Source organism: Amycolatopsis sp. NPDC051071 (genome assembly GCF_040682875.1).
In the GTDB taxonomy this organism is placed as follows: Bacteria; Actinomycetota; Actinomycetes; order Mycobacteriales; family Pseudonocardiaceae; genus Amycolatopsis.
In genome coordinates this window covers 17610-44133 of the sequence record NZ_JBFBBY010000011.1, presented here as the reverse complement: position 1 = coordinate 44133, position 26524 = coordinate 17610, and the positions used below count along the sequence as shown (strand labels likewise).

29 protein-coding genes and 2 pseudogenes are annotated in these 26524 nt (G+C 68.7%); 13 read left to right on the top strand and 18 right to left on the bottom strand.

Annotation, left to right across the window (positions count from 1 at the left end; genetic code table 11):
- Positions 1-39: 39 nt before the first annotated feature.
- Positions 40-486 carry a pyridoxamine 5'-phosphate oxidase family protein gene (locus AB0M65_RS06040; RefSeq protein WP_364022139.1) on the bottom strand — a complete coding sequence of 149 codons (447 nt, stop codon included), beginning with the start codon at positions 484-486 and terminating at the stop codon, positions 40-42.
- 58 nt (positions 487-544) lie between these two features.
- Entirely contained in the window at positions 545-2308 is a 1764-nt protein-coding gene (locus tag AB0M65_RS06035; RefSeq protein ID WP_364022136.1) for a family 20 glycosylhydrolase, read from the bottom strand.
- A 154-nt stretch (positions 2309-2462) separates the two neighbouring features.
- Between AB0M65_RS06035 and AB0M65_RS06030 the strand changes: the two genes are divergently transcribed.
- A complete protein-coding gene (locus tag AB0M65_RS06030) occupies positions 2463-3512 on the top strand; it encodes a nitronate monooxygenase (RefSeq protein WP_364022133.1) in 1050 nt (349 codons plus the stop codon).
- On the opposite strand, the gene AB0M65_RS06025 is transcribed toward AB0M65_RS06030, so the two are convergent.
- The 3 genes from AB0M65_RS06025 to AB0M65_RS06015 all read right to left on the bottom strand — a co-directional run bounded on the left by AB0M65_RS06025 (position 3487) and on the right by AB0M65_RS06015 (position 7365).
- Entirely contained in the window at positions 3487-4965 is a 1479-nt protein-coding gene (locus tag AB0M65_RS06025) for an amino acid permease (RefSeq protein ID WP_364022130.1), read from the bottom strand. The two genes, AB0M65_RS06030 and AB0M65_RS06025, sit on opposite strands and share 26 nt — an antisense overlap.
- Before the next feature lie 208 nt (positions 4966-5173).
- Complete coding sequence (locus AB0M65_RS06020) at positions 5174-6217, bottom strand: alpha/beta hydrolase (protein WP_364022127.1); 1044 nt, start codon at positions 6215-6217, stop codon at positions 5174-5176.
- A 182-nt stretch (positions 6218-6399) separates the two neighbouring features.
- Complete coding sequence (locus AB0M65_RS06015) at positions 6400-7365, bottom strand: zinc-binding dehydrogenase (protein ID WP_364022125.1); 966 nt, start codon at positions 7363-7365, stop codon at positions 6400-6402.
- Positions 7366-7423: 58 nt separating this feature from the next.
- Between AB0M65_RS06015 and AB0M65_RS06010 the strand changes: the two genes are divergently transcribed.
- Genes AB0M65_RS06010 through AB0M65_RS06000 form a run of 3 tightly spaced genes read left to right on the top strand, consistent with a single transcriptional unit; the run spans position 7424 to position 8480 of the window.
- Complete coding sequence (locus tag AB0M65_RS06010; protein WP_364022122.1) at positions 7424-7627, top strand: hypothetical protein; 204 nt, start codon at positions 7424-7426, stop codon at positions 7625-7627.
- 11 nt (positions 7628-7638) lie between these two features.
- Positions 7639-8124, top strand: coding sequence for a ribonuclease domain-containing protein (locus AB0M65_RS06005; protein WP_364022119.1), 486 nt, complete (start codon positions 7639-7641; stop codon positions 8122-8124).
- A complete protein-coding gene (locus AB0M65_RS06000; protein ID WP_364022116.1) occupies positions 8121-8480 on the top strand; it encodes a barstar family protein in 360 nt (119 codons plus the stop codon). The genes AB0M65_RS06005 and AB0M65_RS06000 overlap by 4 nt, the downstream gene beginning before the upstream one ends.
- Here AB0M65_RS06000 and AB0M65_RS05995 read toward each other — a convergent pair.
- From AB0M65_RS05995 to AB0M65_RS05955, 9 genes and pseudogenes are all read right to left on the bottom strand, one after another.
- Positions 8477-9250 carry an enoyl-CoA hydratase-related protein gene (locus tag AB0M65_RS05995; RefSeq protein WP_364022113.1) on the bottom strand — a complete coding sequence of 258 codons (774 nt, stop codon included), beginning with the start codon at positions 9248-9250 and terminating at the stop codon, positions 8477-8479. The genes AB0M65_RS06000 and AB0M65_RS05995 overlap by 4 nt on opposite strands.
- Before the next feature lie 75 nt (positions 9251-9325).
- Positions 9326-9795, bottom strand: a pseudogene (locus tag AB0M65_RS05990) (cyclase).
- Between the two features lie 165 nt (positions 9796-9960).
- Entirely contained in the window at positions 9961-10710 is a 750-nt protein-coding gene (locus tag AB0M65_RS05985; protein ID WP_364022110.1) for a sirohydrochlorin chelatase, read from the bottom strand.
- Positions 10707-11969: a GTP-binding protein gene (locus tag AB0M65_RS05980; RefSeq protein ID WP_364022107.1), complete on the bottom strand. Its 1263-nt coding sequence runs from the start codon at positions 11967-11969 to the stop codon at positions 10707-10709. The genes AB0M65_RS05985 and AB0M65_RS05980 overlap by 4 nt, the downstream gene beginning before the upstream one ends.
- On the bottom strand, positions 11969-12889 hold the full coding sequence (gene cysD / locus AB0M65_RS05975) for a sulfate adenylyltransferase subunit CysD (RefSeq protein ID WP_364022104.1): 921 nt from the start codon (positions 12887-12889) through the stop codon (positions 11969-11971). The genes AB0M65_RS05980 and cysD overlap by 1 nt, the downstream gene beginning before the upstream one ends.
- Before the next feature lie 11 nt (positions 12890-12900).
- Positions 12901-13596 carry a phosphoadenylyl-sulfate reductase gene (locus AB0M65_RS05970; RefSeq protein ID WP_364022102.1) on the bottom strand — a complete coding sequence of 232 codons (696 nt, stop codon included), beginning with the start codon at positions 13594-13596 and terminating at the stop codon, positions 12901-12903.
- The gene (locus AB0M65_RS05965) at positions 13593-13742 is read right to left on the bottom strand and encodes an Insertion element protein (protein WP_364022100.1); all 150 of its coding nucleotides are present in this window, start codon (positions 13740-13742) and stop codon (positions 13593-13595) included. The genes AB0M65_RS05970 and AB0M65_RS05965 overlap by 4 nt, the downstream gene beginning before the upstream one ends.
- On the bottom strand, positions 13739-15433 hold the full coding sequence (locus AB0M65_RS05960) for a nitrite/sulfite reductase (RefSeq protein WP_364022098.1): 1695 nt from the start codon (positions 15431-15433) through the stop codon (positions 13739-13741). The genes AB0M65_RS05965 and AB0M65_RS05960 overlap by 4 nt, the downstream gene beginning before the upstream one ends.
- A gap of 36 nt (positions 15434-15469) precedes the next feature.
- A complete protein-coding gene (locus AB0M65_RS05955) occupies positions 15470-15556 on the bottom strand; it encodes a putative leader peptide (protein WP_360907593.1) in 87 nt (28 codons plus the stop codon).
- 256 nt (positions 15557-15812) lie between these two features.
- Between AB0M65_RS05955 and AB0M65_RS05950 the strand changes: the two genes are divergently transcribed.
- Entirely contained in the window at positions 15813-16226 is a 414-nt protein-coding gene (locus AB0M65_RS05950; RefSeq protein ID WP_364022094.1) for a VOC family protein, read from the top strand.
- Positions 16227-16307: 81 nt separating this feature from the next.
- A complete protein-coding gene (hemW, locus tag AB0M65_RS05945) occupies positions 16308-17522 on the top strand; it encodes a radical SAM family heme chaperone HemW (RefSeq protein WP_364022091.1) in 1215 nt (404 codons plus the stop codon).
- Between the two features lie 20 nt (positions 17523-17542).
- On the opposite strand, the pseudogene AB0M65_RS05940 reads toward hemW, so the two are convergent.
- Positions 17543-17923: pseudogene (locus AB0M65_RS05940) on the bottom strand (hypothetical protein); the annotation flags it as partial.
- Between the two features lie 111 nt (positions 17924-18034).
- A complete protein-coding gene (locus AB0M65_RS05935; RefSeq protein ID WP_364022083.1) occupies positions 18035-18709 on the bottom strand; it encodes a TetR/AcrR family transcriptional regulator in 675 nt (224 codons plus the stop codon).
- A 113-nt stretch (positions 18710-18822) separates the two neighbouring features.
- Between AB0M65_RS05935 and AB0M65_RS05930 the strand changes: the two genes are divergently transcribed.
- Positions 18823-19236 carry an SgcJ/EcaC family oxidoreductase gene (locus tag AB0M65_RS05930; RefSeq protein ID WP_364022080.1) on the top strand — a complete coding sequence of 138 codons (414 nt, stop codon included), beginning with the start codon at positions 18823-18825 and terminating at the stop codon, positions 19234-19236.
- A 114-nt stretch (positions 19237-19350) separates the two neighbouring features.
- On the opposite strand, the gene AB0M65_RS05925 is transcribed toward AB0M65_RS05930, so the two are convergent.
- On the bottom strand, positions 19351-20151 hold the full coding sequence (locus tag AB0M65_RS05925; protein ID WP_364022077.1) for an AraC family transcriptional regulator: 801 nt from the start codon (positions 20149-20151) through the stop codon (positions 19351-19353).
- A 112-nt stretch (positions 20152-20263) separates the two neighbouring features.
- On the opposite strand from AB0M65_RS05925, the gene AB0M65_RS05920 reads away from it, so the two are divergent.
- The 5 genes from AB0M65_RS05920 (at position 20264) to AB0M65_RS05900 (ending at position 23392) form a co-directional block, all read left to right on the top strand.
- Positions 20264-20677 carry an SRPBCC family protein gene (locus tag AB0M65_RS05920; protein WP_364022074.1) on the top strand — a complete coding sequence of 138 codons (414 nt, stop codon included), beginning with the start codon at positions 20264-20266 and terminating at the stop codon, positions 20675-20677.
- Between the two features lie 78 nt (positions 20678-20755).
- Positions 20756-21556: a siderophore-interacting protein gene (locus AB0M65_RS05915; protein ID WP_364022071.1), complete on the top strand. Its 801-nt coding sequence runs from the start codon at positions 20756-20758 to the stop codon at positions 21554-21556.
- 10 nt (positions 21557-21566) lie between these two features.
- Positions 21567-22802, top strand: coding sequence for a serine hydrolase domain-containing protein (locus AB0M65_RS05910; RefSeq protein WP_364022068.1), 1236 nt, complete (start codon positions 21567-21569; stop codon positions 22800-22802).
- Positions 22803-22829: 27 nt separating this feature from the next.
- The gene (locus AB0M65_RS05905; RefSeq protein ID WP_364022065.1) at positions 22830-23054 is read left to right on the top strand and encodes a hypothetical protein; all 225 of its coding nucleotides are present in this window, start codon (positions 22830-22832) and stop codon (positions 23052-23054) included.
- Entirely contained in the window at positions 23036-23392 is a 357-nt protein-coding gene (locus AB0M65_RS05900) for a hypothetical protein (RefSeq protein ID WP_364022062.1), read from the top strand. Before AB0M65_RS05905 ends, AB0M65_RS05900 begins: the two co-directional genes overlap by 19 nt.
- On the opposite strand, the gene AB0M65_RS05895 is transcribed toward AB0M65_RS05900, so the two are convergent.
- Positions 23368-24834 carry an alpha/beta hydrolase gene (locus AB0M65_RS05895; RefSeq protein WP_364022059.1) on the bottom strand — a complete coding sequence of 489 codons (1467 nt, stop codon included), beginning with the start codon at positions 24832-24834 and terminating at the stop codon, positions 23368-23370. The genes AB0M65_RS05900 and AB0M65_RS05895 overlap by 25 nt on opposite strands.
- A 174-nt stretch (positions 24835-25008) precedes the next feature.
- Between AB0M65_RS05895 and AB0M65_RS05890 the strand changes: the two genes are divergently transcribed.
- Positions 25009-26505, top strand: coding sequence for an FAD-dependent monooxygenase (locus AB0M65_RS05890; protein ID WP_364022056.1), 1497 nt, complete (start codon positions 25009-25011; stop codon positions 26503-26505).
- Positions 26506-26524 lie beyond the last annotated feature (19 nt).

Here is a 26524-nt window from a genome sequence, read left to right as displayed (position 1 = left end):
AAAGGCCGCCCGAAGCGTTGTCGGGCGGCCTTTCGCGTGTCAGCGGTTTCCGGTGACACGGTTCGCCGTGACGAAGACGGCGACACGGCGTTCGGCGGCCATCACGCGATCGTATTCGTCCCAGTCGTCGTGGGTCCCGGTCGCCGCGATGAAGACGTCGCGCAGCAGCCGGGGGAGCCCGGCCGGGTCGAAGCCGGGGTCCGGGTCGTCCGGGCCGATGAGGTGGGTGGTTCCCTGGACCGCCGCCCACTCCCAGTCGCGGCGGAAGGTGATCGTGGCGTGGCCCGCCCGGCGGAACAGGTCGAGCTTCTTCACCCCGCCCATCGCGACAAAACCGATCCCCAATGCCTTCGTGACCGGGTCTTCGATCACCCCGGCGTTCACCACCGAGGAATGCACGGTGCCGTCCGCGCGGACCGTGGCGACGGTCGCGAGTCCGTTTTCACGCAAGGAAAGAGTGCGAACGAGTTCGAGATCAGCGGCCATGGACCCCACCGTAGCCCGCCCGGCCCGGTGAAGGGGCCGAGCGGGCGAACGACCGGGCTCAGCAGGTGCCGTCGTCGCGCCAAACGCCCCACTGGCCGGTGGTGCCGGGCTCTTCGCCCTGTGTCCACCACTTCGCGTACCACTTGTGCCCGTTGTGGGAGACGCTCGTGCTGCCGGTGTAGGCGGAAGCGCGGTCCCAGGCGGGGAGTGAGCAGGTACCAGGGTTGGTCGAACCGGTTTCCCAGGGGACCTGGCTCGACGCGTAGTAGCCGATGCCCTGCGCCTGCCAGCGCGGGGCCTGCGCGCCGAGGCGGACCCGGAAGACGTTCCAGTCGTGCGTCGACCACGGCGACCAGCCGAGTTCGGCGTGCGCCGGGAGCCTCGGGAAGGCGAGGTAGTCGATGTTCGCCGGGGTCACCACGGTTTCGGTCCACAGCGGGGATTCGACGCCGCGGACGGCCGATTCGGGAACGCCGGAGAGGTAGGTGCCCGGGTTCCAGTTGTAGGCGTCCTGTACCTCGATGTAGCCCGCCCACGAGAGCCCGATCGGCGTGCTGGAGTTGTACTTCATGTCCAGATACGCCTTGTTCGCCGGGGACAGGATCACCTTGCTGCCGCGGGCGACGGCGTTCGAGACTTCCGTGCTGGACGTCGTCGTGCCCCAGAACTGCGGGGTCGCCGTGGCGGGCAGGGTGGCCTTGCCGATCTCGTGCCAGCCGACGACCTGCTTGCCGTTGGCGGCCACCAGCGGCAGCACACGGTTCATGAAGGTGCGGTAGTCCGCGTCGGTGGTGGCCTGGGCTTCGTCCCCGCCGAGGTGGAAGTACGGGCCGGGGGTCAGTGCGGCGATCTCCCGGATGACGTCGGCGACGAAGGTGTACGTGACCTCCTTCGAGATGCACAGCGAGCTGTAGCCGACCGCGGTGTCGGTGCGCAGTGGCGGGGCGGTGTTGTTGCAGTTCAGCTCGGCGTACGAGGCCTGGGCGGCGTTGGTGTGCCCGGGCATGTCGATCTCCGGGATGACCGTGATGAACCGCGAAGCCGCGTAGTTCACGATCTCGGTGTACTGCGCCTTGGTGTAGTAGCCGCCGGCGCCGCCGCCGACCTGGGTGCTGCCGCCGTAGGTGGTCAGGCGCGGCCAGCTGTCGATCTGGATGCGCCAGCCCTGGTCGTCGGCCAGGTGGAGATGCAGGTTGTTGATCTTGTACTGCGCCAGCTGGTCGAGGTACCGCTTGATGGACGCGACCGGATGGAAGTGCCTGGCGACGTCGAGCATCGCGCCGCGGTAGCCGAACCGCGGGTAGTCCAGGATGTTGGCACCCGGAATTGTCCAGGGGCCTGCCTGGACGGTCGGGCTTTCGACCTTGCCGGGCAACAACTGCCGAAGTGTTTGTACGCCACCGAAGAGGCCCTGCGCCGTCGTCGCGCGCAGGACGACCGAAGCGGACGTCGAGTTCAGCTGGTAGCCCTGGTCACCGACGCTCGGGTTGGCGCCGGACAGCAGGAGTGAGATGCCGTCGGCAGGCGTTCCCGACGGGGCGTCGATGACGGGCAGGGCGAAGCCGGTGGACTTGCGCAGGACTTCGGCGAGGTAGTCGCCGACGGCCTTGGCCGGTGCCGAACCCGCCGGGGTGTAGATCTTCGTGTTCGTGGTCAGGGTGTGGTCGGACCCGGTGACGGCTTGCGCCGAGACCGGGACGGGAACGATCGACTGCAGTGCCGGAGTGGCCGCGTCGGCGACCGGGGCGGCTGCGGTGGTGACGCCGGCGAGCAGCGCCACTCCGACGACGGCGCGGCTCAGCCGCGCTCTCAAGGTCTTCACCAGGGCCTCCTGGGGACGGGAGAGACGTGACCTGCGTCACGACTGGTCCGATCGTCGCACCTTCGGCGTTAAAGGTCTAGACCACCAAGAGGAATCCTGGGAGTGACTCCAACCTCACATTCCGTGGCGCCCCGAGAGGGCTATCGTCGGATCCGTGTTCGAAGAACTGCGTTTCCCGGTGATCGCGGCTCCGATGGCGGGCGGGCCGACCACTCCCGAGCTGGTGGCCGCGGTGACCGCGGCGGGCGGCTTCGGCTTCCTGGCGGGCGGCTACCTCAGTGCCGAAGCCCTCGCGGACCGGATCGCGAAGACGGCCGAGCTGACCGGTGAGCCGTTCGGCGTGAACTTGTTCGTCCCGGGCGGAGCCGCCGAGACGGACCTCAGCGGGCACATCAAGCGCTGGCGAGCGGAGGCCGAGCGCTACGGCGTCGAGCCAGGCGAACCGCGATGGGACGACGACGCCTACGTCGCGAAGCTGGAGCTCGTCCTGGAGCGGAAGGCGCCGGTCGTTTCCTTCACCTTCGGCACGCCCTCGCCCGAAGACGTCGAACGCCTGCATGCCAACGGCAGCAAGGTAGCGGTCACCGTCACCAGCCCGCCCGAGGCCGATCGGGCAGTGGCGGTCGGCGCGGACGCGCTCGTGGTCCAGGGCTTCGAGGCCGGGGCGCATCGAGGGCTTTTCGCTGACGAACCAGGAGCCGAAGGCGGCGGAGCGCAGTACGGCGTGCTCAGCCTGCTTCGCCTGGTCTCGGCGCGGACGGACTTGCCGCTCATCGCGACCGGTGGTTTGGTGCACGGTGCCGACATCGCCGCCGTCCTGGCGGCGGGTGCCGTCGCGGCCCAGCTGGGGACCGCGTTCCTGCGCGCGGACGAGGCCGGGACGCAGCCGGGGCACCGGCAGGCGCTCGCGGACGGCGGCAGGCCGACCACGTTCACCAGGGCGTTCAGCGGACGTCCGGCCCGCGCGCTGGTCAACCGCGCGGTCGCGGAGTTCTCGGCCACCGCGCCGTCGGCGTATCCGGAGGTCAACAACCTGACCAAACCCATCCGCGCGGCGGCGGGGAAGGCGGAGGACCCCGAAGTCATGTCGCTTTACGCGGGGCAGACCTACGAACTCGCGGGCTCCGGCCCGGCGGCGTCGATTGTCGACCGCCTCCAGATCGAAGCCCGCGAAGCCGCTACGCGTTTGAGTCGTCTCCGCTGACCTGCTTCGCGTCGTCGTCGTTCGCGTTCATCGCGGAGTGATGACGGCTGTAAGCGAAGTAGATGACCAGCCCGATGGCGAACCAGACCGCGAACCGCAGCCAGGTTTCCGGGTTCAGGAACGTGATCAGCCAGATCGAGAAGACGATGCCGATGATCGGCACGACCGGCATACCCGGGGTCTTGAAGGTCCGGGGGAGGTCCGGCTGCTTGTAGCGCAGCACGATCACCGCGACACAGACGACCACGAACGCGAGCAGGATGCCGATGTTCGTCAGTTCGGCTGCCTCGCCGATCGGCAGCAGCCCTGCGATGAGCGCCGACGCGCCGCCGAGCACCCAGGTCATCCGGTTCGGCACCTTGCGCACCGGATGGGTCTTGCCGAACCACTTGGGCAGCAGGCCGTCGCGGCTCATCGAGTAGCCGACCCGGCTCGCGCCCATGAGGAAGGTGAACAGCACCGTGGTGATACCGATGATCGCGCCGACCGCGATGATGATGCCAAGCCACTTCATGCCGACACCGTTGAAGGCGCTGGAGAAGGCGGCTTCGCTGTCGATGTCCTTGAAGTTGACCATGCCGGTCAGAACCAGGCAGGCCAGCACGTAGAGCACCATCGAGATGGCGAGCGAGTAGAGGATCGCCTTCGGCATGTGCTTCTGGGAGTCGGTCGATTCCTCGGCCGCGGTGGACATGGCGTCGTAACCGAAGACCGCGAAGAACACCGTCGCCGCACCGGTGAACGCGCCGCTGAGGCCGAACGGGAAGAAGTTCGAGTAGTTGTCGGTGTTGATGTGGAAGACACCGACGACGACCACCAGCAGGACCAGGCCGACCTTCAGGTAGACCAGCAGTGTCTCGAACCGGGCCGCGTTCTTCATGCCCTGGTTGAGGATGAAGGCGATCAGCAGGCACAGGAGCACGGCGAACAGGTTGATCTTGTAGGACCCCGGTTCCATGCCGGTTTTCTCGGTGCCCGGAGCGCCCAGCATCCACGTCGGGAGGTCGATGTTGAGGTAGCCCAGTAGCTCGTTGAAGTAGCCGGAGATGCCGATCGCGACCACCGCCACGATCGCCGTGTATTCCAGCAACAGGTCCCAGCCGATGAACCAGCCGACGATCTCGCCCAGCACGGTGTAGCCATAGGTGTAGGCGGAGCCGGCGCGGGGGATGAGCCCGGCGAACTCGGCGTAGGAGAACGCGGCGGCGGCGCTGGCGATACCCGCGATGAGGAACGAGATGAGCACGGCGGGCCCGGCCGTCTCGTGCGCGACCGCGCCTGCCAGGGAGAAGATCCCCGCGCCGATGATGCCGCCGACCCCGATCGCGGTCAGCTGACGCAGGCCCAGCGTGCGTTGGAGCCCGCCACCGCCGTCACTCAGTTCTTGGATCTGCTCGATCGGTTTGCGGCGGAATATCCCGGATCCTGAGCCCAGGCTGCGCGGTGCGGACATCGTCGTCTCCCAACAGGTTGTGCCCTTCGGACTGGGTCACAGTCCGAATGGAGACTAAGGCGTGTCTGGCAAATCTGTTCGATGGGGCCGCCTGGGCGCGAAGACCGCGAACGAGATTTGTCAGACACGCCCTAGGCAAGTGCCGCGAAGCGGCTCCGTTGAGAGTGGCGGTGGGGGCATGGACGTACTGGCAGACGGGACATCGCACCTATCCGGCGACGGTGTCCGCGCTCACTTCGGCGGCAACCCGGGAAGCGATCTTCGACGGCCTGGACGCGCTCGCCGCGAAGTAGGTCAGTAGCTCCGAGATCTCGACCGGGTCGTCCAGCTGCGGGCAGTGGCCCCAATCCTCACGCACCAACAGCCTGCTGTGCGGGACCAGCGCGTGCAGCTGACGTCCGGAAGCGGCGCTGACCAGCTTGTCCTTGCCGCAGACGACCACCAGAAGCGGGATACGGACTTCTTCGAGCCGGTACGCGTCCACCAGTTCCTCGACGAGTTGCCTCGCCTGCTCGAGCCGGCTGGTGGTGGAGCGGTAGTCCGGGAACAACGCGGTGAAGCGGCGGACCTGGGCGGCGTCCGCGGCGGCGGCGTCGGCGTAGAGCAGCCGGGGCACGATCTGCTCGGCGACGGCACGCACGAGGAAACCGGGGATCGGCAACGGCAAGGCCGAGTACATCCGCAGCGGCAGCGGATAACGGGCCACGGCGCGGATGAGCCAGCTGTCCACGAAACCGGGAGCGGCGATCGATACCACGCCGGCGACCGGCAGCCGGTGGTTCTCGGCGGCACGCAGGCTCATCGTCCCGCCGAGCGAGTTGCCGGCGAGCACGACCGTGCCGAGTACGGCCTGCTCCTTGATCACGGCCGCGGCGAAGGCGTCCAGCTGCGGCAGCATCGGACCCGGCCGCAGTGGCTGAGCGTCACCGAAGCCGGGTAGATCGACCGCGACCGCCGGGATGCCGGCGGCCGCGAGCAGTTCCAGAACCGGACGCCAGGTGTCGGCGCTGTCGCAGTACCCGTGCAGCAGCACCAGTCTCGGTGCCGTCGGCTTGACGTGCCCGCGCGCGGCCGTCCGCTTGCCGAGCACCCTGCGGGGCGCGCGGTCGGCGGATTCCACCGGCTGCGGCACGACTTCGAGCACTCTGGTGCGGACGCCGGCATAGCGCCGGAACGAGACGCGGATCGGGTCGGTATCGGTGGAAGTCCGGCCCCCCGGGTCCGCCGGTTCGGGCCGCTGCGTTGCGGTCATCCTTCAAGGTTAACCGCGAGAGGTCGGATTTTGATCGAACTTTGGTCTTAAGAAGCTTGCCTAGTCATAACATTCTTGACACTTGACAAGACCGCAAAATACCTGCTTGACCTGCGTAAAACGCTGGGACGTGCGCAGATGTGCGCGAGAGCCGCTTGGGGAGGGAGTCGGCACTCCTCCGATCAATGCCGGAATACGACCTTGCCTGAGGTTTCCCCGTTGAGCATGGTCTTAAACCCGGTTTCGGCATCCGTGAACGGCAATTCTGCACCGATCCGCGGCCGGACCCCGGTGAGCTCCAGATAAGCGAGGAGATCGGTCAGTTCGTCCCTGGTCCCCATCGTCGAGCCGGCGATCCGGAGTTGCAGAAAAAACACGCGTTGCAACTCCGCGTGAGCATCCGGGCCGCTGGTGGAGCCGGAGACGACGATGATCCCACCCGGTTTGAGGGACTTCATCGAATGCGACCAGGTCGCCTTCCCGACGGTCTCGAAGACCGCGTCGACCCGCTCCGGCAGCCTCGCGCCGGACTCAAAGGTCTGATGGGCGCCGAGATTCTCCGCCAGCGCACGCTTTTCTTCGCTACGCCCGGTCACCCAAACCCGGAAGCCTGCCGCGCTCCCGAGCTGCACGAGAGCGGTCGAGACGCCGCCGGAGGCGCCCTGGACGAGCATCGTCTGTCCCGGCCGCAGCCCGGACTTCACGAACAGCATCCGGTACGCCGTCAGCCAGGCCGTGCCCATGGTCGCGGCCTCGGCGAAGCTCAGGGCCGCGGGCTTCGGCACGACGTTGCGCGCCGGGACGACGACCTGTTCGGCGAAAGAACCCTGGTACTTCTCGGTCAGCAAGCTGCGCTTCGGGTCGAGGGTGTCGTCGCCCTGCCAGCCAGGGGCGTTGATCACCGAATGGAGGACGACCTCGGTGCCGTCGTCGAGGGTTCCCGCGCCGTCGCAGCCCAGAATCATCGGGAACTGCTCGGGTTTGATGCCGACACCGCGCAGGGTCCACAGGTCGTGCATGTTCAGGCTGGCGGCCTTGACGTTGACCCGCACCCAGCCTTCGGGCACGTCGGGCTCGGGACGCTCGCCGATCACGAGCGAGTCCAGCGGCTTCTCGGCGTTGGGTTCGGAAGCGTAAACAGCGAACATGTCAGCAACATACCCGGCCTGACGGCGGCGGCAGGGGCCGCGAGCGTAGGCTCACATCGTGTTCAACGGGCTTGCTGACTGGTGGGATGGCGTCGAGCTGTGGCTGGCGCAGGCCCCGTTCCCCGTACAGTTCGTGCTGGTCATGGTGGTCGTGGTGCCGCTGTGCCTTGCCGCCGCGTGGGTACTCGACGCGGTCTTCGGCAAGGTCGCCCGGCTCTTCGGTGCGGCCCGCGATGCGAACGACCCCGACCGGCCCTCCTAAGCTGGCGCACCATGTTCAACCGTAGGCGGATCACCGCCGCCCTGATCGGCCTCATCGTGCTGGTACTCGCCGGCTGGCTGGTCAAGGACGGCATCAGCGGTGACGACACGAAGAATGCTTCGGCCCCGGCGAGTTCGTCCGCTTCGGCCGGGCCGTCCGGCGAGGCCGCGGCGAGCCGGGTCAAGGGCAAGGTCGCGGGCGAGGAGTCCGGGCTCCCGGTCAAACCGCTCACGGCGCTGCCCGCGCAGGCGGCCGATACCTGGCGGCTCATCAAGGCGGGCGGGCCGTACCCGTATCCCCGCAACGACGACGTCCTGTTCCAGAACCGGGAGAAGGTCTTGCCCGCCAAGGACTCCGGCTATTACCGGGAATACACGGTCAAGACGCCGGGCAGCCCGGATCGCGGGGCCAAGCGGCTCGTGACCGGGTCGGGCAAGGAGCTGTACTACACCGACGACCACTACAAGTCCTTCGTCGTAGTGGACAGCAATCGATGAGCGCGGCGGAAAAGAGCGAGGCGGAAAAGGCCTTCGCGCGGGGTGCGCATCCCCATCTGCTCGACGGCGGCGAGACGGTCGACAAGGCCTCGACGCTGGACGCGATCGCGGAAGCGCTGTCGTTCCCCGACTATTTCGGGAAGAACCTCGACGCGCTCTACGACTGCCTCACCGACCTGTCCTGGCTGTCGCCGGGTGAGCACGTCCTCATCTGGTCTGGTTCGTCGGTGCTCAGGGAGCGCGATCCGAAGGCGTACCTGGCCGTGCGCAGTGTCCTTTCGGACGCGCAGCGGGCGCTGGGGCCGACCGGTGATCGATCGGACTCCCGGCGCCTCACCGTCGTCCTGCCTGACTAGCCCTCCGGAACCCAGTTCGGCCTACGCTTCTGGGCGAAAGCCGTGATGCCCTCCTGACCCTCTTCGCTCGCGAAGAAGCCGGCGGAGAGCTTGTTCATGGCCTCGAAGCCTTCGCCCGGGGTGGCCGGGCGGGGCTTGCTGAGGAGTTCCTTCGTCGCCGCGAGAGCCTTCGGACCGCCTTGGGCGAGCGCCTTGACGTAGCGGTCGACCTCGCTGTCGAGTTCGGCGGCGGCGACGGCCGAGTTCAGCAGGCCGATCTCGACGGCCCGCTTCGCGTCGAAGGTGTCGCCGGTCAGGAACAGTTCGTGCGCGGCGCGGGCGTTGAGCCGGGGCAGCACGGTGAGCGAGATGACGGCCGGTACGACGCCGATCCGGACCTCGGAGAAGGCGAAGGTCGCTTCGTGTACCGCGACGGCGATGTCGGTCGCGGCCACCATCCCGATGCCGCCCGCCCGCGCGGGGCCCGCGAGCTTGGCCACCACCGGTTTGGGACTGGTCCACAGCTGCTCGAGGATCTTCGGGAACTCGTTGACGCCCTGGTCGCCCGCACCGGCGCCGCGGGCCTCCTTGAGGTCCATCCCGGCGCAGAACACCGGCCCGGTGTGGGTGAGCACGATGACCCGTACCGCGTCGTCCGCCTGCGCCATGTCCAGCGAATCGCTCAGTTCGCGCCGCAGCCGGGCGGAGAGCGCGTTGCGGTTGTGCGGGGAGTCCAAGGTGATCGTGGCGGTGCCGCCCACCACGTCGTAGTGCACCAGTTCGTCAGCCATGGGCACACCTTCGCACAGCGAAGTCGGGCCGGGCAGTGGCCTGCGCCACCCCGAGAGGGTGGGCGCAGGCACGGCTCAGCCGATCGTCGTCGTGGTGAAGGTCGGGCTCGGGTTCGGGAAGCACGACGTCGGCGCCGAGACCTCGAAGCCGGCGCTGACGACGGCGGTGAAGGTCAGGCCCGGATCGCCGTAGCCGCTGTCCGCCAGTTTCGTCTCGATGGTGCCGGACGAACCCGCGGTGAGGTGCGCGGTCACGGTCGGCAGTTCGAACGTGAAGCCGCCCGCGATCGGGCCGGGGAAGCTCAGCGTCGCGACGCTGCCGGAGACGGTGATCTTCGGCGGGGTCGAGCCGATGCCGGAGCCGCCCGTGAGGTCGGCACTCACCCAGGTGGAGTTCGCCGGGATCGGGACTGGTTGCCGACGAGCGGCGGCTTCGCCTCGCAGTCGAAGACGACGGTGGTCGCCGCCGAAGCCGGGGCGGCGAGACCGATGGGCGGGACGAGAACGGCCGAAGCGCAGACGAGGGCACGGATGGCAGCCTTCATGTTCCACCTACCAGGGGATTCGATGGGGAAGGAAAGGGTGCTGCGCAGCGTTTAGAGAGTTACCGTCAAGAAATCTCCGTTCTCATACGCGGGGCGTCACGGAACTGGGAATGAGAACCACCGAAGATCGGTATCAAGCGCCCGGACGGGACAAAGCCGGTCTAGTCAGGCGGCGAGCCGGGCGGCGGCGACGTCGTAGCGCTCCAGGACAAGCCCAGCGATCCGTGGATCCGGGCCCAGCGGCCCGGCGACGACCACCGACGGGTCGCCTTCGCGGGCCAGTCGCGCGATCCGGTCCGGCAGCAGGCCGGGGGCGAGGAACCAGCCCGCGACAGCCAGCCGCCGCGCGCCGTGGAGCCGCAGCCGCGTGATGGCGGCGGGGACGTCCGGCTGGGCGGCGCTCGCGAAGGCGGGAGTCGCGAGCAGTCCGCGCCGCAGGTGCCAGCGAGTGGTGATCCCGGCGACCGCGTCGTTCGCGGCGACGTTCGACGAACCGACGCCTGCCAGCAGGACACCCAGTTCCGGGTCGTCGAGGTCGGCGCCCGCCTCGGTGAGCCGGTCCAGCGCGACCGTCTCGATGAGCGGGTCGATACCGAGCACCGAAGAGACACGTACGTCGAGCCCCGGGCACTCCGCGGTCACCTCGGCGACGAGCGCGGGCAGGTCGACGCGTGCGTGGTAGGCCACGCCGAGCAGCAGTGGCACCACGACGGCCTCGCGATGACCCTCGGCGTACAGGCCGCGTAACGCATCGGTCAGCAGTGGCTCCGAGAGGTCCAAAAAGGACTCCCGGATGTCGAGACGCGGTGCCAGGCCACGGGAAACGTCGAGCAGGGCCCGGATGGTCGCGGCGGACCGCGGGTCACGGCTGCCGTGGGCGACGGCCACCAGTGGCGGAGTGAGGCTTGGGGTCATGCGAACCTTTCGCCGACGAGCCCGGCGGCGAGGGTGTCGCCGTCCTGGGGGTCGATGACCAGGAACGCGCCGGTCCGCGGGCTGACACCGTAGTCGTCCACGCCGATCGCCTCGGCGAGCCGCAGGGTGACCCGGCCGATGTCGTTGAGCTCCAGGGAGTCCGGACCGTCCACACTGGACAGCGTCTGCTCGTCGAAGCGGGCGTGGAGTTCACTGACGATGGCCTGTACCGTCCGGGTGCCGTGCTTCACCAGCACTCGCGCGCCCGGTTTGAGGGCCTTCGCCGAGAGCCAGCACAGCGTCGCGGCGATTTCGTCGGTCACCCGCGGTTGCCGGTCGGCCGCCGCGATCAAGTCCCCACGCGAGATGTCGAGATCGTCGGCGAGCAGCAGGGTCACCGACGTGCCGGCACCGGCTTCGGCGAGCGGCCCGTCGGCGGTGTCGATGCCCTCCACCCGGCTGCGGAGTCCTTGGGGGAGCACGACGATCTCGTCACCCGGCCGGACGGTGCCCGCCGCGATCTGCCCGGCGTAACCCCGGTAGTCGGGATGCTCGGCCGTGCGTGGCCGGATCACGTACTGCACCGGGAAACGCAACGCCGAATCATGCGGATCCGGTGCCACCGGCACGGTTTCCAGATGCTCCAGCAAGGTCGGGCCGGAGTACCACGGCGTCTTGTCCGACTTCTCCGCCACGTTGTCGCCCTGCAGTGCCGAAACCGGCACCGCGAGCACGGAGCCTCGTTCGTAGCCGAGGGAAGCGGCGTGCTCGGCGAACTCCTCGGCGATCACGGTGAAGGTCGCCTCGTCGTAGTCGACGAGGTCGATCTTGTTCACCGCCAGCACCAGATGCGGGACACCCAGCAGCGCCAGCACCGCGGCGTGACGGCGGGTCTGCTCGATGACGCCCTTGCGTGCGTCGACCAGCAGCACGGCCAGTTGCGCGGTGGACGCCCCGGTCACCGTGTTCCGCGTGTACTGCACGTGGCCCGGGGTGTCCGCGAGCACGAAACTGCGCCTCGGCGTCGCGAAATACCGGTATGCCACATCGATCGTGATGCCTTGCTCGCGCTCCGAACGCAGGCCGTCCACGAGCAGCGAGAGGTCCGGTGTGGACAGTCCTTTGTCGACACTGGCGCGGGTGACGGCGTCCAGCTGGTCGGCGAGTACCGACTTCGTGTCGTAGAGGAGCCGCCCGACCAGGGTCGACTTCCCGTCGTCCACACTGCCCGCCGTCGCGAGCCGGAGAAGGCTGGACATCAGAAGTACCCCTCACGTTTGCGGTCTTCCATCGCCGCCTCCGACATCCGGTCGTCGGCGCGGGTGGCGCCGCGTTCGGTGAGCCGGGAGGCCGAGACCTCGGCGATGACCTCGTCCACCGTGGCGGCGGTCGATTCGATGGCACCCGTGCACGAACCGTCGCCGACGGTCCGGTAGCGCACGGTCAGTTCCTTCAGGTCCTCCCCGGGACGCGGCCCGCCCCACGGGCCTTCGGCCAGCCACATGCCGTCACGCTGGTAGACCTCGCGCCGGTGCGCGTAGTAGATCGACGGCAGTTCGACCTTTTCCCGGGCGATGTAGTTCCAGACGTCCGCCTCGGTCCAGTTGGACAGCGGGAAGACGCGGACCTGCTCGCCGGGGCGGTGCCGCCCGTTGTAGAGGTTCCACAGTTCGGGGCGCTGCCGACGTGGCTCCCACTGGCCGAAAGCGTTGCGGAGACTGAAGATCCGCTCCTTGGCGCGGGCGCGCTCCTCGTCGCGGCGTCCACCGCCGAAGACGGCGTCGAACTTGTTCTCGGAGATCGTGTCGAGCAACGGCGTGGTCTGCAGCGGGTTACGCAGCCCGTCAGCGCGCTCTTCGAGCCTGCCGTCGTCGATCCAGTCCTGCACCTTCGCCACGACCAGCCGCAGCCCGTGCTGCTCGACCACGCGGTCGCGGAAGTCGATGACCTCGTCGAAGTTGTGCCCGGTGTCCACGTGCAGCAACGGGAACGGCACCGGCGCCGGCCAGAACGCCTTGATCGCCAAATGCAGCAGCAACGTCGAGTCCTTGCCGCCGGAGAACAGGATCACCGGCCGGTCGAACTCGCCCGCCACCTCGCGGAAGATGTGGATGGCCTCGGATTCCAAGGCCGCCAGGTTGTCTTGGGCAGCGTCCCTCGCCGGTTCGAGCGTGGTCATTTCGTCCCTTCTCACCCGTGCAGGCCGCATTCGGTCTTGCCCTGACCCGCCCACCGGCCGCTGCGGGCGTCCTGCCCCGGAGCGACCTTCGCGGTGCACGGCGCGCAGCCGATCGAGAGATAACCGATGGACACCAACGGGTTCTCGAGGATCCCGTGTTCGCTGATGTAGCCGTTGAACTCGTCGTCGGACCACGGCGCGATCGGGTTGATCTTCACCAGCCCGTTGCGGTCGTCCCAGGTGACGATGGGGGTGTTCGCGCGGGTCGGCGCGTCGACGCGGCGGACGCCGGTCACCCACGCGGAGTACTTCGCGAGGGTGTTGCGCAGCGGGACGACCTTGCGGAGCCGGCAGCACAGGTTCGGGTCGCGCTCGTGCAGTTTCGGGCCGTACTCCGCGTCCTGTTCGGCGACACTCTGCGCGGCCTCGGCGTTGACGATCCGCACGCCGGGGTAGACCGCCTGCACCGCGTCGCGGGTGCCGATGGTTTCCGGGAAGTGGTAGCCGGTCTGCAGGAACAGCACGTCGACGTCCGGTTTGACCTGGGTGGCCAGATCGATGAGGACGGCGTCCTGCATATTCGACGCGACGATGAAGTCGTCGCCGAAGGTCTCGGCGGTCCAGCGCAGTGCTTCGGTCGCGGTCGCCTCGGCGAGCTCCTTCGACGCGCGTTCGGCGAGGGTCTTGTAGTCGGCAGTGGCGGTCATTGCGACACCTCCGGAAAGGACAGTCCGAGGAACTTCACGGTGAAGACCCGGCGGCAGCCCGAGCACAGCCAGGAGCCGCCCTCTTCCGGCCGCAGGTCCTCATCGCCACAGAAAGGGCAGTAGTACGGGGTCGCTCGTTCGGTCACTGCAGGACGCTTTCTTCGGCCCGCGTGACCCACTGGGCGAACCGCTCACCGGGTTCGCGACCGGCGACATACGCCCGGACGACCCGTTCGACGTACGCGGTCAGTTCCGACGCGGTCACCTTGTGCCCGCGTAGTTTCCGGCCGAACCCGGCGTCCAGCCCGAGCCCGCCGCCGAGATGCACCTGGAAGCCTTCGACCTGCTTGCCGTCCTCGTCGGTGACGATCTGGCCCTTGAGCCCGATGTCGGCGGTCTGGATCCGCGCGCAGGAGTTGGGGCAGCCGTTGAGGTGCACGGTGACCGGGTTCTCGATCTCGGCCTGGATGTCGGCGAGGCGCTTCTCCAGTTCGGTGACCAGCTGGAGCGCGCGGGCCTTGGTCTCGACGATGGCGAGTTTGCAGAACTCCAGCCCGGTGCAGGCCATGATGCCGCGCCGCCACGGCGACGGCTCGGCCTGCAGGCCCAGTTCGGCCAGTTCGCTCTTCAGCCCGCCGACCTCGGCCTCGGGGACGTCGAGGACCACGAGGTTCTGCTGCGGCGTGAGCCGGACGCGGTTCGATCCCGCGCGCTCGGCGGCCTTGGCGACCGCCAGCAGCGTCGCGCCGGAGACGCGACCCGCGATCGGCGCGGCGCCGACGTAGAACTTGCCGTCGGTCTGCGGGTGCACGCCGACGTGGTCGATCTGGGTCGTGGAGACCTCTGGTGCGGGGCCGTCGGTCAGCTTCCGCTTGAGGTACTCGTCTTCGAGGATCTGGCGGAACTTCGCGGCGCCCCAGTCCTTCACCAGGAACTTGATCCGGGCGCGGGCACGCAGCCGCCGGTAGCCGTAATCGCGGAAGACGCTGATCACGCCTTCCCAGACGTCGGGGACCTCGTCGAGCGGGACCCAGGCACCGAGTCGCTGCCCGATCATCGGGTTGGTCGACAGGCCGCCGCCGACCCAGAGGTCGAAACCGGGGCCGTGCTCCGGGTGGTTCACGCCGACGAAGGCGATGTCGTGGATCTCGTGCGCGACGTCCTGCTGGCCCGAGATCGCGGTTTTGAACTTGCGCGGCAGGTTCGAGTACCGCGGGTCGCCGATGTAGCGGCGCTTGATCTCGTCGATCGCGGGGGTGCCGTCGATGATCTCGTCGGCGGCGATGCCGGCGACGGGGGAGCCGAGGATGACACGCGGGCTGTCGCCGCAGGCCTCCATCGTGGTCATCCCGGCCTTTTCCAGCTTGTCCCAGATTGTCGGGACGTCCTCGACCTGGATCCAGTGGTACTGGATGTTCTGCCGGTCGGTGATGTCGGCGGTGTCGCGTGCGTGGGTCTGCGAGATCTCGGCGAGCACGGCCAGCTGGTGGGTGGTCAGCGCGCCGCCGTCGAGCCGGACCCGCAGCATGAAGTAGCGGTCGTCGAGCTCTTCGGGTTCGAGGGTGGCGGTGCGGCCGCCGTCGATCCCGGGCTTGCGCTGGGTGTAGAGCCCGAACCAGCGGAACCGGCCGCGGAGGTCACCGGGGTCGATCGAGTCGAACCCACCGTGGGCGTAGATGTTCTCGATCCGCGCCCGGACGTTGAGCGGGTTGTCGTCCTTCTTCGACCGCTCGTTGGGGTTCAGCGGCTCGCGGTATCCCAGTGCCCACTGGCCTTCGCCGCGTTTCTGTTTGACCCGGGGCGTGCGGGCAGGGGTCTCGCGCGTGGGCGACGACATGGGAGTCCTCCGGCAGATCGTGGTGGTGGCGGGGAGTCAGCGGTTCGTCGCACACAGCGCGCTCGCCACGCGGCGGAGATCCACGTGGCGGCGGGCCACGAGGGTGATTCCGGCGCGGGTCATGGGCTCAGCGTGCCACGCGCCCACTATGTGGTCTAGGCCGGTCCGAATGCTGGGAACAGCGTCCACTCATCCGGCTGAGACGCAAGTTTCCGCAGGTCAAGGGGCATGCCGGAGGCTCGCCGGAGATCACCTCGGGCGAGTGGTGTGACGGAGGACGCTCCAGGTTCTGCCCCACCAACAGAATCCCCTTGCGTCTGCTGAACCACTGCGCCTAGAGTACTCTGTATCAAGTGGTTCGATGGGGAGGAAACACCGGATGCAACTAAGTGGCTTCGGCGCCTGTGTGGTCGTCGACGACATCGCCGCGACCACCGCCTGGTGGAAGCGGCACCTGCACTTGACGGTGACGATCGAGCTGGACTGGTTCTCCAGCCTCAACGTCGGCGTGCCGGGTTATGAAATGAGCTTCGTGAAGCGGGGTCACCACTCGACGCCGGAGCCTTGGCGGACGCAGGAGTCCGCCGGGTCGATGGTCGGGCTGATGGTCACCGACGCCGCCGCCGAGTACGAGCGGCTGGTCGAGGAAGGAGTCAAGACCGTCACGGAACTCGTGGACGAGGAATTCGGACAGCGGCACTTCTACGTCGAGGACCTGAACGGGTTCCTCATCGACATCATCGAGCCGATCCCGCCGTCCCCTGAATGGCTGGCCGCGAACGGGTTGGCCTGAGTGACGCCGCGTGCCGTGAAAGCTTCCTCACTACATTCAGGGTAGGGAAGGAGGCCTTCACGGCGTGAGGGAGACTGGGGTGTGCCCGCACTGTCGTTCGAGAATGCCAAGCCCGTCGAGTCCGCGCTCCCCGAGAGCGCGCTGGAAGGGCTCGGCACCCGGCCGTTCGGGGTCTATGTGCACGTCCCGTTCTGCGCGACACGCTGCGGCTACTGCGACTTCAACACTTACACCGCCGGCGAACTGGACAGTGATTCGTCGCCGCAGTCCTGGCTCGAAGGCTTGAAGCGTGAATTCCACCTGGCCGCGCGCGTGCTCGGGAAGCCGCCCGCGGTCGACACCGTCTTCGTCGGCGGGGGCACGCCGTCCCTGCTCGGCGCGGACGGGCTCCGTAGCGTCCTGGACGCCGTCCGCGACACGTTCGGCCTCGCGCTGGACGCGGAGGTGACGACGGAGTCCAATCCGGAGTCCACCTCGCCGGAGTTCTTCGAGGGCATCCGTGACGCCGGATACAACCGGATCTCGCTCGGGATGCAGTCGGCCGCGCAGCACGTCCTGCGGATCCTCGACCGCGTGCACACCGCCGGACGGCCCGTCGCCGCCGCCGGGGAAGCCCGCGCCGCCGGGTTCGAGCACGTCAATCTCGACGTCATCTACGGCACGCCGGGGGAGCGGGTCGAAGACCTCCAGGCCTCGTTGGACGCCGTGCTCGCCGCGGGCGTCGACCACGTGTCGGCGTATGCGCTGATCGTCGAGGAAGGCACCGCGCTCGCCCGCCGCGTCCGTCGCGGTGAACTGCCCGCGCCGGACGACGACGTCCTCGCAGCCGACTACGAACTCATCGACCGCGTACTGGCGTCGGCCGGATTGCGCTGGTACGAGGTATCGAACTGGGCGACGTCGGAGGAAGCCCGCTGCCGTCACAACATCGGCTACTGGCGCGGCGGTGACTGGTGGGGCGCTGGACCAGGCGCGCACAGCCACGTCGGCGGCGTCCGGTGGTGGAACGTCAAGCATCCCGCCCGTTACGCCGCCTCGCTCGCCGCCGGGGACTCGCCTGCCGCCGGCCGCGAACTGCTGACCGACGAAGACCGGCACCTGGAACGGGTGATGCTGGAACTCCGGCTCTCCGAAGGACTTCCGCTCTCCGCCCTCGACGACGACGGCCGGACCGAAGCCAGGGCCGCCGCCGGAGAAGGGTTGCTGGAACAGTCCGCCTTGGACACTGAGGACCGTGCGGTGCTCACCGATCGCGGGCGCCTGCTGGCGGACGGACTGGTACGCAGGTTGACGTGAGCTGAAGGACGCTCCACCTTTCAGCTCCCCGGTCCGGCGCCGAGCGCGCGGTCGACCCAGCGGCCGACCGGCAGTGCGACGATCACCGCCGCCAGCACCAGGTGCACCAGCATGAACGCGACCGCCGCCGGCACACTCGGCGGCCCGCCGAGGAACACGATCATATGCGACGCCCACTTCAGCTCGGCCGGTTTCGTCCCGGCGGACCAGACGTCGTTGAGCGCCCAGAACGTCAGGTCGTTCGCACCCGAGATCACCACCAGGATCGAGGCGATCCCGGCCTTGAGCACGTTCGCTGTCCGGCCGCCGCCGAGCCGGTAGGCCATCAGTCCGAACAGGACGATGAACGTCACGATGAACAGCTCGAACTGGTACACCGGCTGAAAGGCGTTCTCGTCGGTGCCGGTTTCGCGAGCTCCGTGTTTGAGCACGCGAGTGCGGTGCGGCGCCACCCCGGGCGCCGAAGCCCGAAGGCGCCACGTTTGCCTTACCCCGCAAAAGAACCGTCCTTGCTACTCATGACCCCGTGTCAGGCCGGCGAGGAACATGTCGATCGCGAACTCGAACCGCTCCTGCGCGGTTTCCGCGGTGAAGTACTCGCCTGAGGCGAGCAGGTTCGGGAAAGCCCCCGGCGGGAACGACTTCATGTAGTCGTACATCTGCTTGCCGCGTTCCTCCTGCACGGTGACGTCGATGTCGCCGTGTTGCCAGCCGGCGCCTTCGTAGGCGTACGCCTTGGTGTAGAGCCACAACGCGTCGGCGGCGAAGAGTGCCTGCTTCAGGTCGAGGCCGCCCGCCCGCAGGATCGCGAGCATCGCCTCCGCCTGGTGCAGCGCGTTCGCGCCCGTCGGGACGGGGATGGCCCAGGAGATCTTCGCGATGCCGGGGAACGCCGTCAGCGCGCGCACGTTTTCCCGCAACAGCTCCTTCGCCTGCTCCGCCCATCGATCCGGATCGGGCTCGGGGACCGGGCCGAAGTCGAGGACGTGGTCGACCATCAGCTCGTGGAGTTCTTCCTTGTTCGCGACATGGGCGTAGAGCGACGCCGGGCCCGTCTCCAGGGCCTGGGCCACCCGCCGCATGCTCACCGCCTCGATGCCCTCGGCGGCGAGGAGCTCCAGTGCCGTCTTGACCACGAGCTCCTGGGACAGCACGGGTTTCTCGGCGCGACGCCGGGGCCTGCTCACTTTGTTCGCCTCCTGATCCGGGGTTCGATCCGGAACTCTACTTGACGCGAACGCCGTTCGTCTGTAGAACGGTGTTCGTAACACGAACAGCGTTCGTCCAACTGGAGGACATCATGACCGAATCCCGTACCGAGGTCCTGGCCGTACTGGGCAAGCTCGTCGACGCGTGGAACGACGGCGACGCGACCGCGTACGCGGCGCAGTTCACCGAAGACGCCGACTATGTGACGTTCTTCGGAATGAACATGCCGGGCCGCGCGATCATCGAGAGCGCTCACCGCTCCCTGTTCGAGGGCCTGCTGAAGGGATCGAAGCTGACCGGTGGGGGCGGCGACGCCAAGGTCCGGTTCATCCGGCCGGACGTCGCGATCGTCGTGTCGGGTGGCGGCTCGTCGCTGGCGGGCGGCAAGCCCGAGCCGGGGCGCGAGTCGACGCTGACGTACGTCCTCGTGAAGGAGTCCGACGGCTGGCGGGTCGCGTCGTTCCAGAACACCCGGGTGAGTGATCCGGCCGCTGGCGCCGCGTGAAGCCGGAAACTGTCGGTGGCCGACGGCATGATCACACCCGCCCGGCACCGAGCCGAGCGGGTGGGTGTCCCGGCGTCGGCGTCACAACGGTGTCCGGCGCCGGGACCACCGAGTTCAGGCGAGCAGTCCGCGTAACGCGGTGGGTGTGTGCCCCAAATGCTCCCGCAGGGTCCGGCACAGATGTGCCTGGTCCGCGAAGCCGAGATCGGCGGCCAGGACGGCGATGCTGGGTTCGCCTGCTTCCAGCCTGTCCAAAGCGCGAGTCACCCGGATCCGGTTGCGGTAGCGGGTCAGCGACACCCCCAGTTCGCGGGTGAAAGCCCGGCTCAGCCGGTAGGGCGAGGCGCCCAGCAAGGTGGCAAGGGGAAGCAGCCCGCCCGCGGCGGGATGACCATCGCCGATCACGTCCCGTGCCGCGGCCACCAATTCCCGGTCGCCGCTCTTGGCAAGGCCAGGAGCGGTCGTGACCACGACCCGGTGGATGATCTCGGCCATCAGGTTCGTCAGTCCTTCGGCGGCGGCGTAGTCGGCGTCCGCGGTGCGGATGGCGCCCAAGAGCCGCCGGTGGGCGAGGTCGAGCCTGCCGTCCACGTAGAGCGCCGAGCCGTCGAGCCGCGGGGAATCGCCGGCCAGCGCGCGCCACAGCGCGAGCGTCAGGCTGATCGAGGTACAGGTGTCGCCGCCGTCGGGGTGGGCGAAGTGCTCTTCCTCGCCGGGCAGTCCGAGGTAGCCGACGGTGTGGTCGAGATCCGACCAGACGCCGCGGACGCGACGGCGGAACCCGCCCGCACGCACAAGCACGACCCGCACGTCCTCACGCGACTGCTCCGCCGACCAGCCGGGGTGATCGTCACGGCAGTCCACCGCCGTGACCGCGAAGTCGGGACGGGTGACGAGGTCGACGAAGGACAGCACGCCCGGAGGCTAAACGAAGGCCACGACAATTCCGCAAGGATCTTCAAGACGGCGAGGCCGCTCCGGCGCAGGATGTGCGCTCTGGTCCAGCAAGTCGAACGAGGTAGGAGACATGGCTTCCATTACCCGGGAAATCCAGATCGAGTCCAGTGCGGAGCGGGCGTGGGAGGTGCTCGGCGACTTCGGCACCGGTCCCTCCCGGATGGCGCCAGGGTTCGTCGTGGACACCCGCGTCGAGACCGATTGCCGCGTGGTGACCTTCGCCGACGGCACGTTCGTCCGAGAACGTCGGGTCAGCGTGGATCACGACTCGCGCCGGATCGTCTACACCGTCATCGGGGGCAGCGTGGAGCCGTCGCACGACAACGCGGCCATGCAGGTCATCGCCGACGGTGCCCGGCGTTGCCGTCTGGTGTGGACCCGCGACGTGCTTCCCGACGAGCTGGCCGGGCCGATGGCCGCGGTCATGACGCAGGCGATGACCATGATCAAACGGACACTGGACGACCTCGGCCGTCAACGTTGACGGAATTCCGGGACGGGTCGACCCGGAAAGGGCGTACGCTCGCTTAGGTTCACCTAACCTTGTCGGAAGGAGTCGCGGATGGCCGAGGCGCGGAAGCCGGTATCGGCGATCCGGTTGCGGGTGTTGCGCACCGAGCGGATCACCCCGCATATGGTCCGGATCGTGGCGGGGGGCGAAGGAATCGCCTCGTTCAGGCCCAACGAATTCACCGACGCGTACGTCAAGGTGCACTTCCGGGTGCCCGGCGTCGACTACCCCGAACCGCTCGACCTGGCGAGCGTGCGTGCCGGGATGCCGCGTGAGCAGTGGCCGCGGATGCGGTCCTACACCGTCCGCGCGTTCGACCGGGATCTCGGCGAACTCGTGCTCGATTTCGTCCACCACGGTGACGAGGGCGTCGCCGGACCGTGGGCCGCCGCCGCGAAACCGGGGGACGAACTGCTGATTTCCGGTCCCGGCGGGGCGTACGCGCCGGGCGAGGAAGCCGACTGGCATCTGCTCGCCGGTGACGAGAGCGCCCTGCCCGCCATCGCCGCGTCACTCGAGGCGATGACGGCGGGTGTTCCCGCGCATGCCTTCATTCTCGTGGAGGACGAGGCCGAGGAGCAGTCGCTCACCACGAAGGCCGAGGCGCGGATCACCTGGCTGCACCGCGACCGGGGTGACGACCTCGCGGCCGCCGTCCGCGCGCTCGACTGGCGTGACGGCGTCGTGCAGGCGTTCGTCCACGGCGAGGCCGACGTCGTCCGCGACCTGCGCCGCCACCTCCTCGACGAGCGCGGTGTGCGGCGCGACCTGCTGTCGATCTCCGGATATTGGCGTGCGGGCAAGACCGACGAGGCGTGGCGATTGGAGAAACAAGCCGAGCGGAACGCGTAACCTCGGTCACATGATCGAGCTGAAGGTGGACGTCGACCCGGCCGAGGTGGGTTTCGACGGGGAGCGGCTGCGGCGGATCGACAGGCACTTCGACGGCTACCTGGAGCGAAACCAGCTCCCCGGGTACCTGGCAGTGGTGACCAGGAACGGGAAGGTCGCGCATCTCGCGTCGAACGGGCAGCGTGACATCGAGGCCGGGCTGCCGGTTGAGACCGACACGATCTGGCGCGTTTTCTCGATGACGAAGCCGGTCACGTCCGTCGCCGCGATGATGCTCGTCGAAGAGGGACTCATCGACCTCAACGACCCGATTTCCCGCTGGCTGCCCGAGTTCTCGGAACCGAAGGTGTTCATCCAGGGCTCGTTCGTCCGGATGACGACCGAACCCGCCACCGAGCCGATCCGCCTCTGGCATCTGCTCACCCACACCGCGGGCCTGACCTACGGGTTCCACCGCTCGCATCCGGTCGACGGGATCTACCGCGAGGCGGGCTTCGACTGGGGGACGGCGCCGGGTCTCGACCTTGCCGGTGTCTCCGAGGCGATCGCCAAGCTGCCGCTGCTGTTCCAGCCCGGCAGCGAATGGAACTATTCGGTCGCGACGGACATCCTCGGCAGGCTCGTCGAGGTCGTGTCCGGGCAGTCGCTCGACGCCTTCTTCGCCGAACGGATCTTCACCCCGCTCGGTATGCACGAGACCGGCTTCCAGGCCGATCCCGGTGTCCTCGACCGGCTGGCCGCGCTCTACGTGCCCAACCCGAAGACCAAAGCACCCCTGCGGCACGACGAGATGGGTGCCATCGGCCGGGTAACGCCGTCGGCCTTCTCGGGTGGCGGCGGCCTGGTGTCGACCGCGGGCGACTACCACCGGTTCACGCAGATGCTGGTGCGCGGTGGCGAACTCGACGGCGTCCGGCTGCTCGGCCCACGCACCGTGCGGCTCATGGCGAGCAACCACTTGCCCGGTGGCGTGGACCTGGAGACCTATGGGCGGCCCACGTTCGCCGAGTCGCCGTACCACGGTTTCGGCTTCGGACTGGGCTTTTCCGTGCTCGAAGACCCGGTCAAGGCGAAGACTCCCGCCAGCGCGGGGGAATTCGCCTGGGGCGGGGCGGCGAGCACCGCGTTCTGGGTCGACCCGGACGAGGGCATCACCGTGCTGTTCTTCACGCAGTTGCTGCCGTCGACGACCTATCCGATCCGCGTCGAACTCCGTCACCTGGTGTACCAAGCACTCATCGGCTGAGCGGGCAGGCTCATCTCGAACCAATGCGTGTTCGCCCCCGCGCTGCGGCGGGAACGCGCGCTGGGCATCAACTTCTGGGACGGACGGGCACCGGAGATCCTCGAGGGGCCCGTTTTCGGCCTCGGGTTCTTCGGTGTGCCGGGTGGACCGCTCGATGTCTGGGACGACGTCACCGATCCCGATCAGTGCGCGAACCGGTCGGGACATTGCCGTCGGGGGCGAAGGTGCTGGCGATGGGCGACGCCGCGGTGACGAACGACCCGGTCGCCGGACAGGGCGCGAATATGGCGGCGCACGCGGCCGCGGTCTACGAACGGCGCATCCTCGACCACGGCGACCGCCCGTTCGACGAGGAGTTCCTGCGCGCGACCTTCGCCGAATACTGGGAAAAGGCGCGGCACGCGACCCGGCTGAGCAACGATCTGCTCGCGCCACCGCCGGATCACGTGCTGGCCACCCTGGAGGCCGCGCAAACGGTGCCCGAGGTGGCGCACCGGTTCGCGCGGATCTTCTCCGACCCCGCCGATTACGCCTCCTGGCTGACCGACGCGGAGATCGCGATGAGCTACCTGGCGTCGAAGGGCGCGTGATCCGGGGCGCAGACGGTGTCGCGCGCCGGGAGACGTCCGTAGGCAAGGTAGCCGTCGAGAGCCGCGTCGACACAGGCGCTGCGGTTCGCGGCGCCGTGCCCCCACGCGTCCAGCGTCAGGAGCCGCGCGTTGCCGAGGATGCGCTCAGTCCGCTTCGCACCGGCGTACGGCGTCTCGGGATCGCCCTTGCCGTTGGCCAGCAACAGGATCGGCGCGGTCGGGCGGTTCCACGGTCCGGTGTAACGCGCCGGGTCGGAGACGGGCCAGAAGGCACACGGCAGCGAGAGATACGTGTCGTAGGAACCGAAACCGCGGCTCGCGCGGTCGGCTTCGCGGGCCGCGCGAGGCCAGGCCGCCGGATCGCGCGGGTTCGTCGTGTCGGCGCAGATGGTCCCGCCGCCACCCAACGCGGAATCGAACGGCGTCACGATGGCCTTCGCCGACGCTTGCTTTGTCGCTCCTTGAAGGAATTCGGCCAGTGAGCGGGAGTTCGCTTCGTCGGTCAGCGCATTGTGGGTACGCCCGATGACGTCCTGGTAGGTGATCGCGCCCGGCGCGGCTTCGAGCCTGTCGAGGAGGGCGTCGTACTTGGCCCGCAAATCCGTGCCGGGTTCGCGGAACGCGCATCGGACGTCGGCCGCGCATACGTCGAGGAACGCGTTCAGTGCGCGGTCCGCGTCCCGGAAACCGCCGAGCCTGGTACTGAACGGGACCTTCGCGCCCGCCGGACGGTGGCCCGTCGACCAGGCGATCGGATCGTCGACGGCGTCGAGCGCCAGCGCGCCGACGCGCTGCGGGAACAGGTTGGCGTACACCTCGCCGAGATACGTCCCGTACGAGAGGCCGTAGTAGCGCAGCTTCGCCTCACCGGCGGCCTCACGCAGCCTGTCGAGGTCGCGGGCGACGTTCGCGGTCGACAGATGCCCGAGCAGCGGCCCGGCGTTACGGCCGCAGGACGCGGCGACCTCGCGGACGTCGGCGAGATGCCGGGTCTCCTGCTCGGCGGTGATCGGGAACTTGCCGAGCACCCGTTTGAGCGGCTCGGTTTCCGCGTCGTTCGCGAAGCAGTGGACCGGTGTGCTCGCCCCGACCCCACGCGGGTCGAAGCCGACGATGTCGAACTGCCGGTGCAGCGACGGTGTCTGGAACTTGGTGAAGCGGCCGGGGTTCCCGGGGCCGCCGGGGTTGGTGAAGATCGTGCCGCGTTTGTTCTTCTGGTCGGTCGCGGGAAGGCGGCCGAGCGCGATGGTGACTCGCGGGCCGTTCGGGTCCTGATAGGACAGCGGGACTTGGATCTCGGCGCAGTCGTAGCCGGGCCGGGATCCTGCCGGACAGGGGCCCCAGTCGATGCCCTTGGGAGCGGCCGAAGCCGCGGGCGCGATCGCGAGGGCGGCCGTGGTGAGGGTGATCAAAGCGGCGATGCGGACTCTGCTGGTGGTCACCGGCCCAGCGTCGCGCCTCGCGGGCGCGCGGTCCCTGGTGCGTGTACCCGGAACGGGGGTGGGGCGTGCCCCCTCCCTGTTCAACATATAGCGCACCGGGGGGCTTGCGGCAAGACCCCGGTGGTACCGCAGAATCCTCGGCCGTAGCCATTTCAGGCCGAACAGGAGTGAAGATTGACGGACGTCGACGTGACCATCGTGGGTGCCGGCCCGACCGGTCTGATGCTGGCCGCGGAACTGCGGCTGGCAGGTGTACGCCCGCTGATCCTGGAACGGCGGCCGGAACAGGGGCAGACACCGAAGGCCCACGGCCTCAGCGGACAGATCCTGGACCTGCTGAAGTACCGCGGCTTGCTGGACCGGCTGCGAGCGCTCGTCACCGACCCCGTCCCGGCCGACAGGTTCCCGTTCGGTGGGGTGCACGTCGACCTCACACGGTTCGAGGAGCCCCCGCTGAAGGCGCTTTCGGTGCGCCAGCGGCTGCTGGAGGGGCTGTTGGAGGAGCACGCCACCGGGCTCGGCGCGGAACTGCGCCGCGGGCACGAGGTCGTCGGCGTGAGCCAGGACGACGAGTCGCTGACCGCCGAGGTACGCGGCCCGGACGGGTCCTATCAGGTCACCGCACGGTACCTCGTGGGCTGCGACGGCGGGCGTAGCCCTGTCCGTTCGATGGCCGGTATCCCGTTCCCCGGCACCACTTACCCCGAAGTCAACCGGATCGGGCAGGTCGGCATCCCGGACGGGCTGACCGTGCACGACAACGGCGACATCGAGACGCCGGAACTGGGCCGGATCAAGGCGGGGTTCACCCGCACCGGCAACGGGGTGTTCGCGCTCGGCTCGCTCACTCCGGGGATCTTGTTCATCCAGACCACCGAAGACGATCCTGGGGAGGTCGACGACGACGTACCGATGACGCTGGCCGAACTCGGCGACAGCATCCGCCGCGTGCTCGGCGGGTACGTCCCGCTGGGCGACCCGGTCCGGCTCTCGCGCTACCAGTTCTCCGCCCGCCAGGCGGAGCGCTACCGCGAGGGACGGATCCTGCTGGCTGGCGACGCGGCTCACCTGCTGCCGTCCACCGGTACGGCGATCAACGTCGGCATGTCCGACTCGGTCAACCTCGCCTGGAAACTGGCCGCCGAACTCCAGGGCCGGGCGCCGGAAGGACTGCTGGACACCTACCAGGCGGAACGACACGCCGCCGGTGCCCGTGCGCTGCTGCAGTCGCAGGCACAGGTCGCGTTGCGGCGTGGGCACGACGCCGCGGCGGAGGCGCTCCGAGCGGTCTTCGAGGAGTTGCTCGACGACGAGCAGCCCGCGCGACGGTTGGCCGCTCACCTCGCCGGGACCGACCTGCGATACCCGATGCCCGGCTCGGGACAGCACGCGCTCGCGGGCACGTTCGTCCAGGATTTCGCGCTGGAGACCGACGAAGGTGCGACCAGCGTCGGGGAACTGCTGCGGGGAGCGCGGCCGGTCCTGCTCGACCTCGCCGGACGGCCGGAGCTTCCCGACCTCGCCCGAGGTCGCGTCGACGTCCGCGTCGCCAAGGCCGAGGACCGGCCCGCCGACGTCCTCCTGATCCGCCCGGACGGCTACCTCGCCTGGGCCGGTGACGCCGACGCCGACGGCCTGCCGGAGGCCCTCGCCGCCTGGTTCGGCGCCTGACCCCACGCGATTAGTCCTC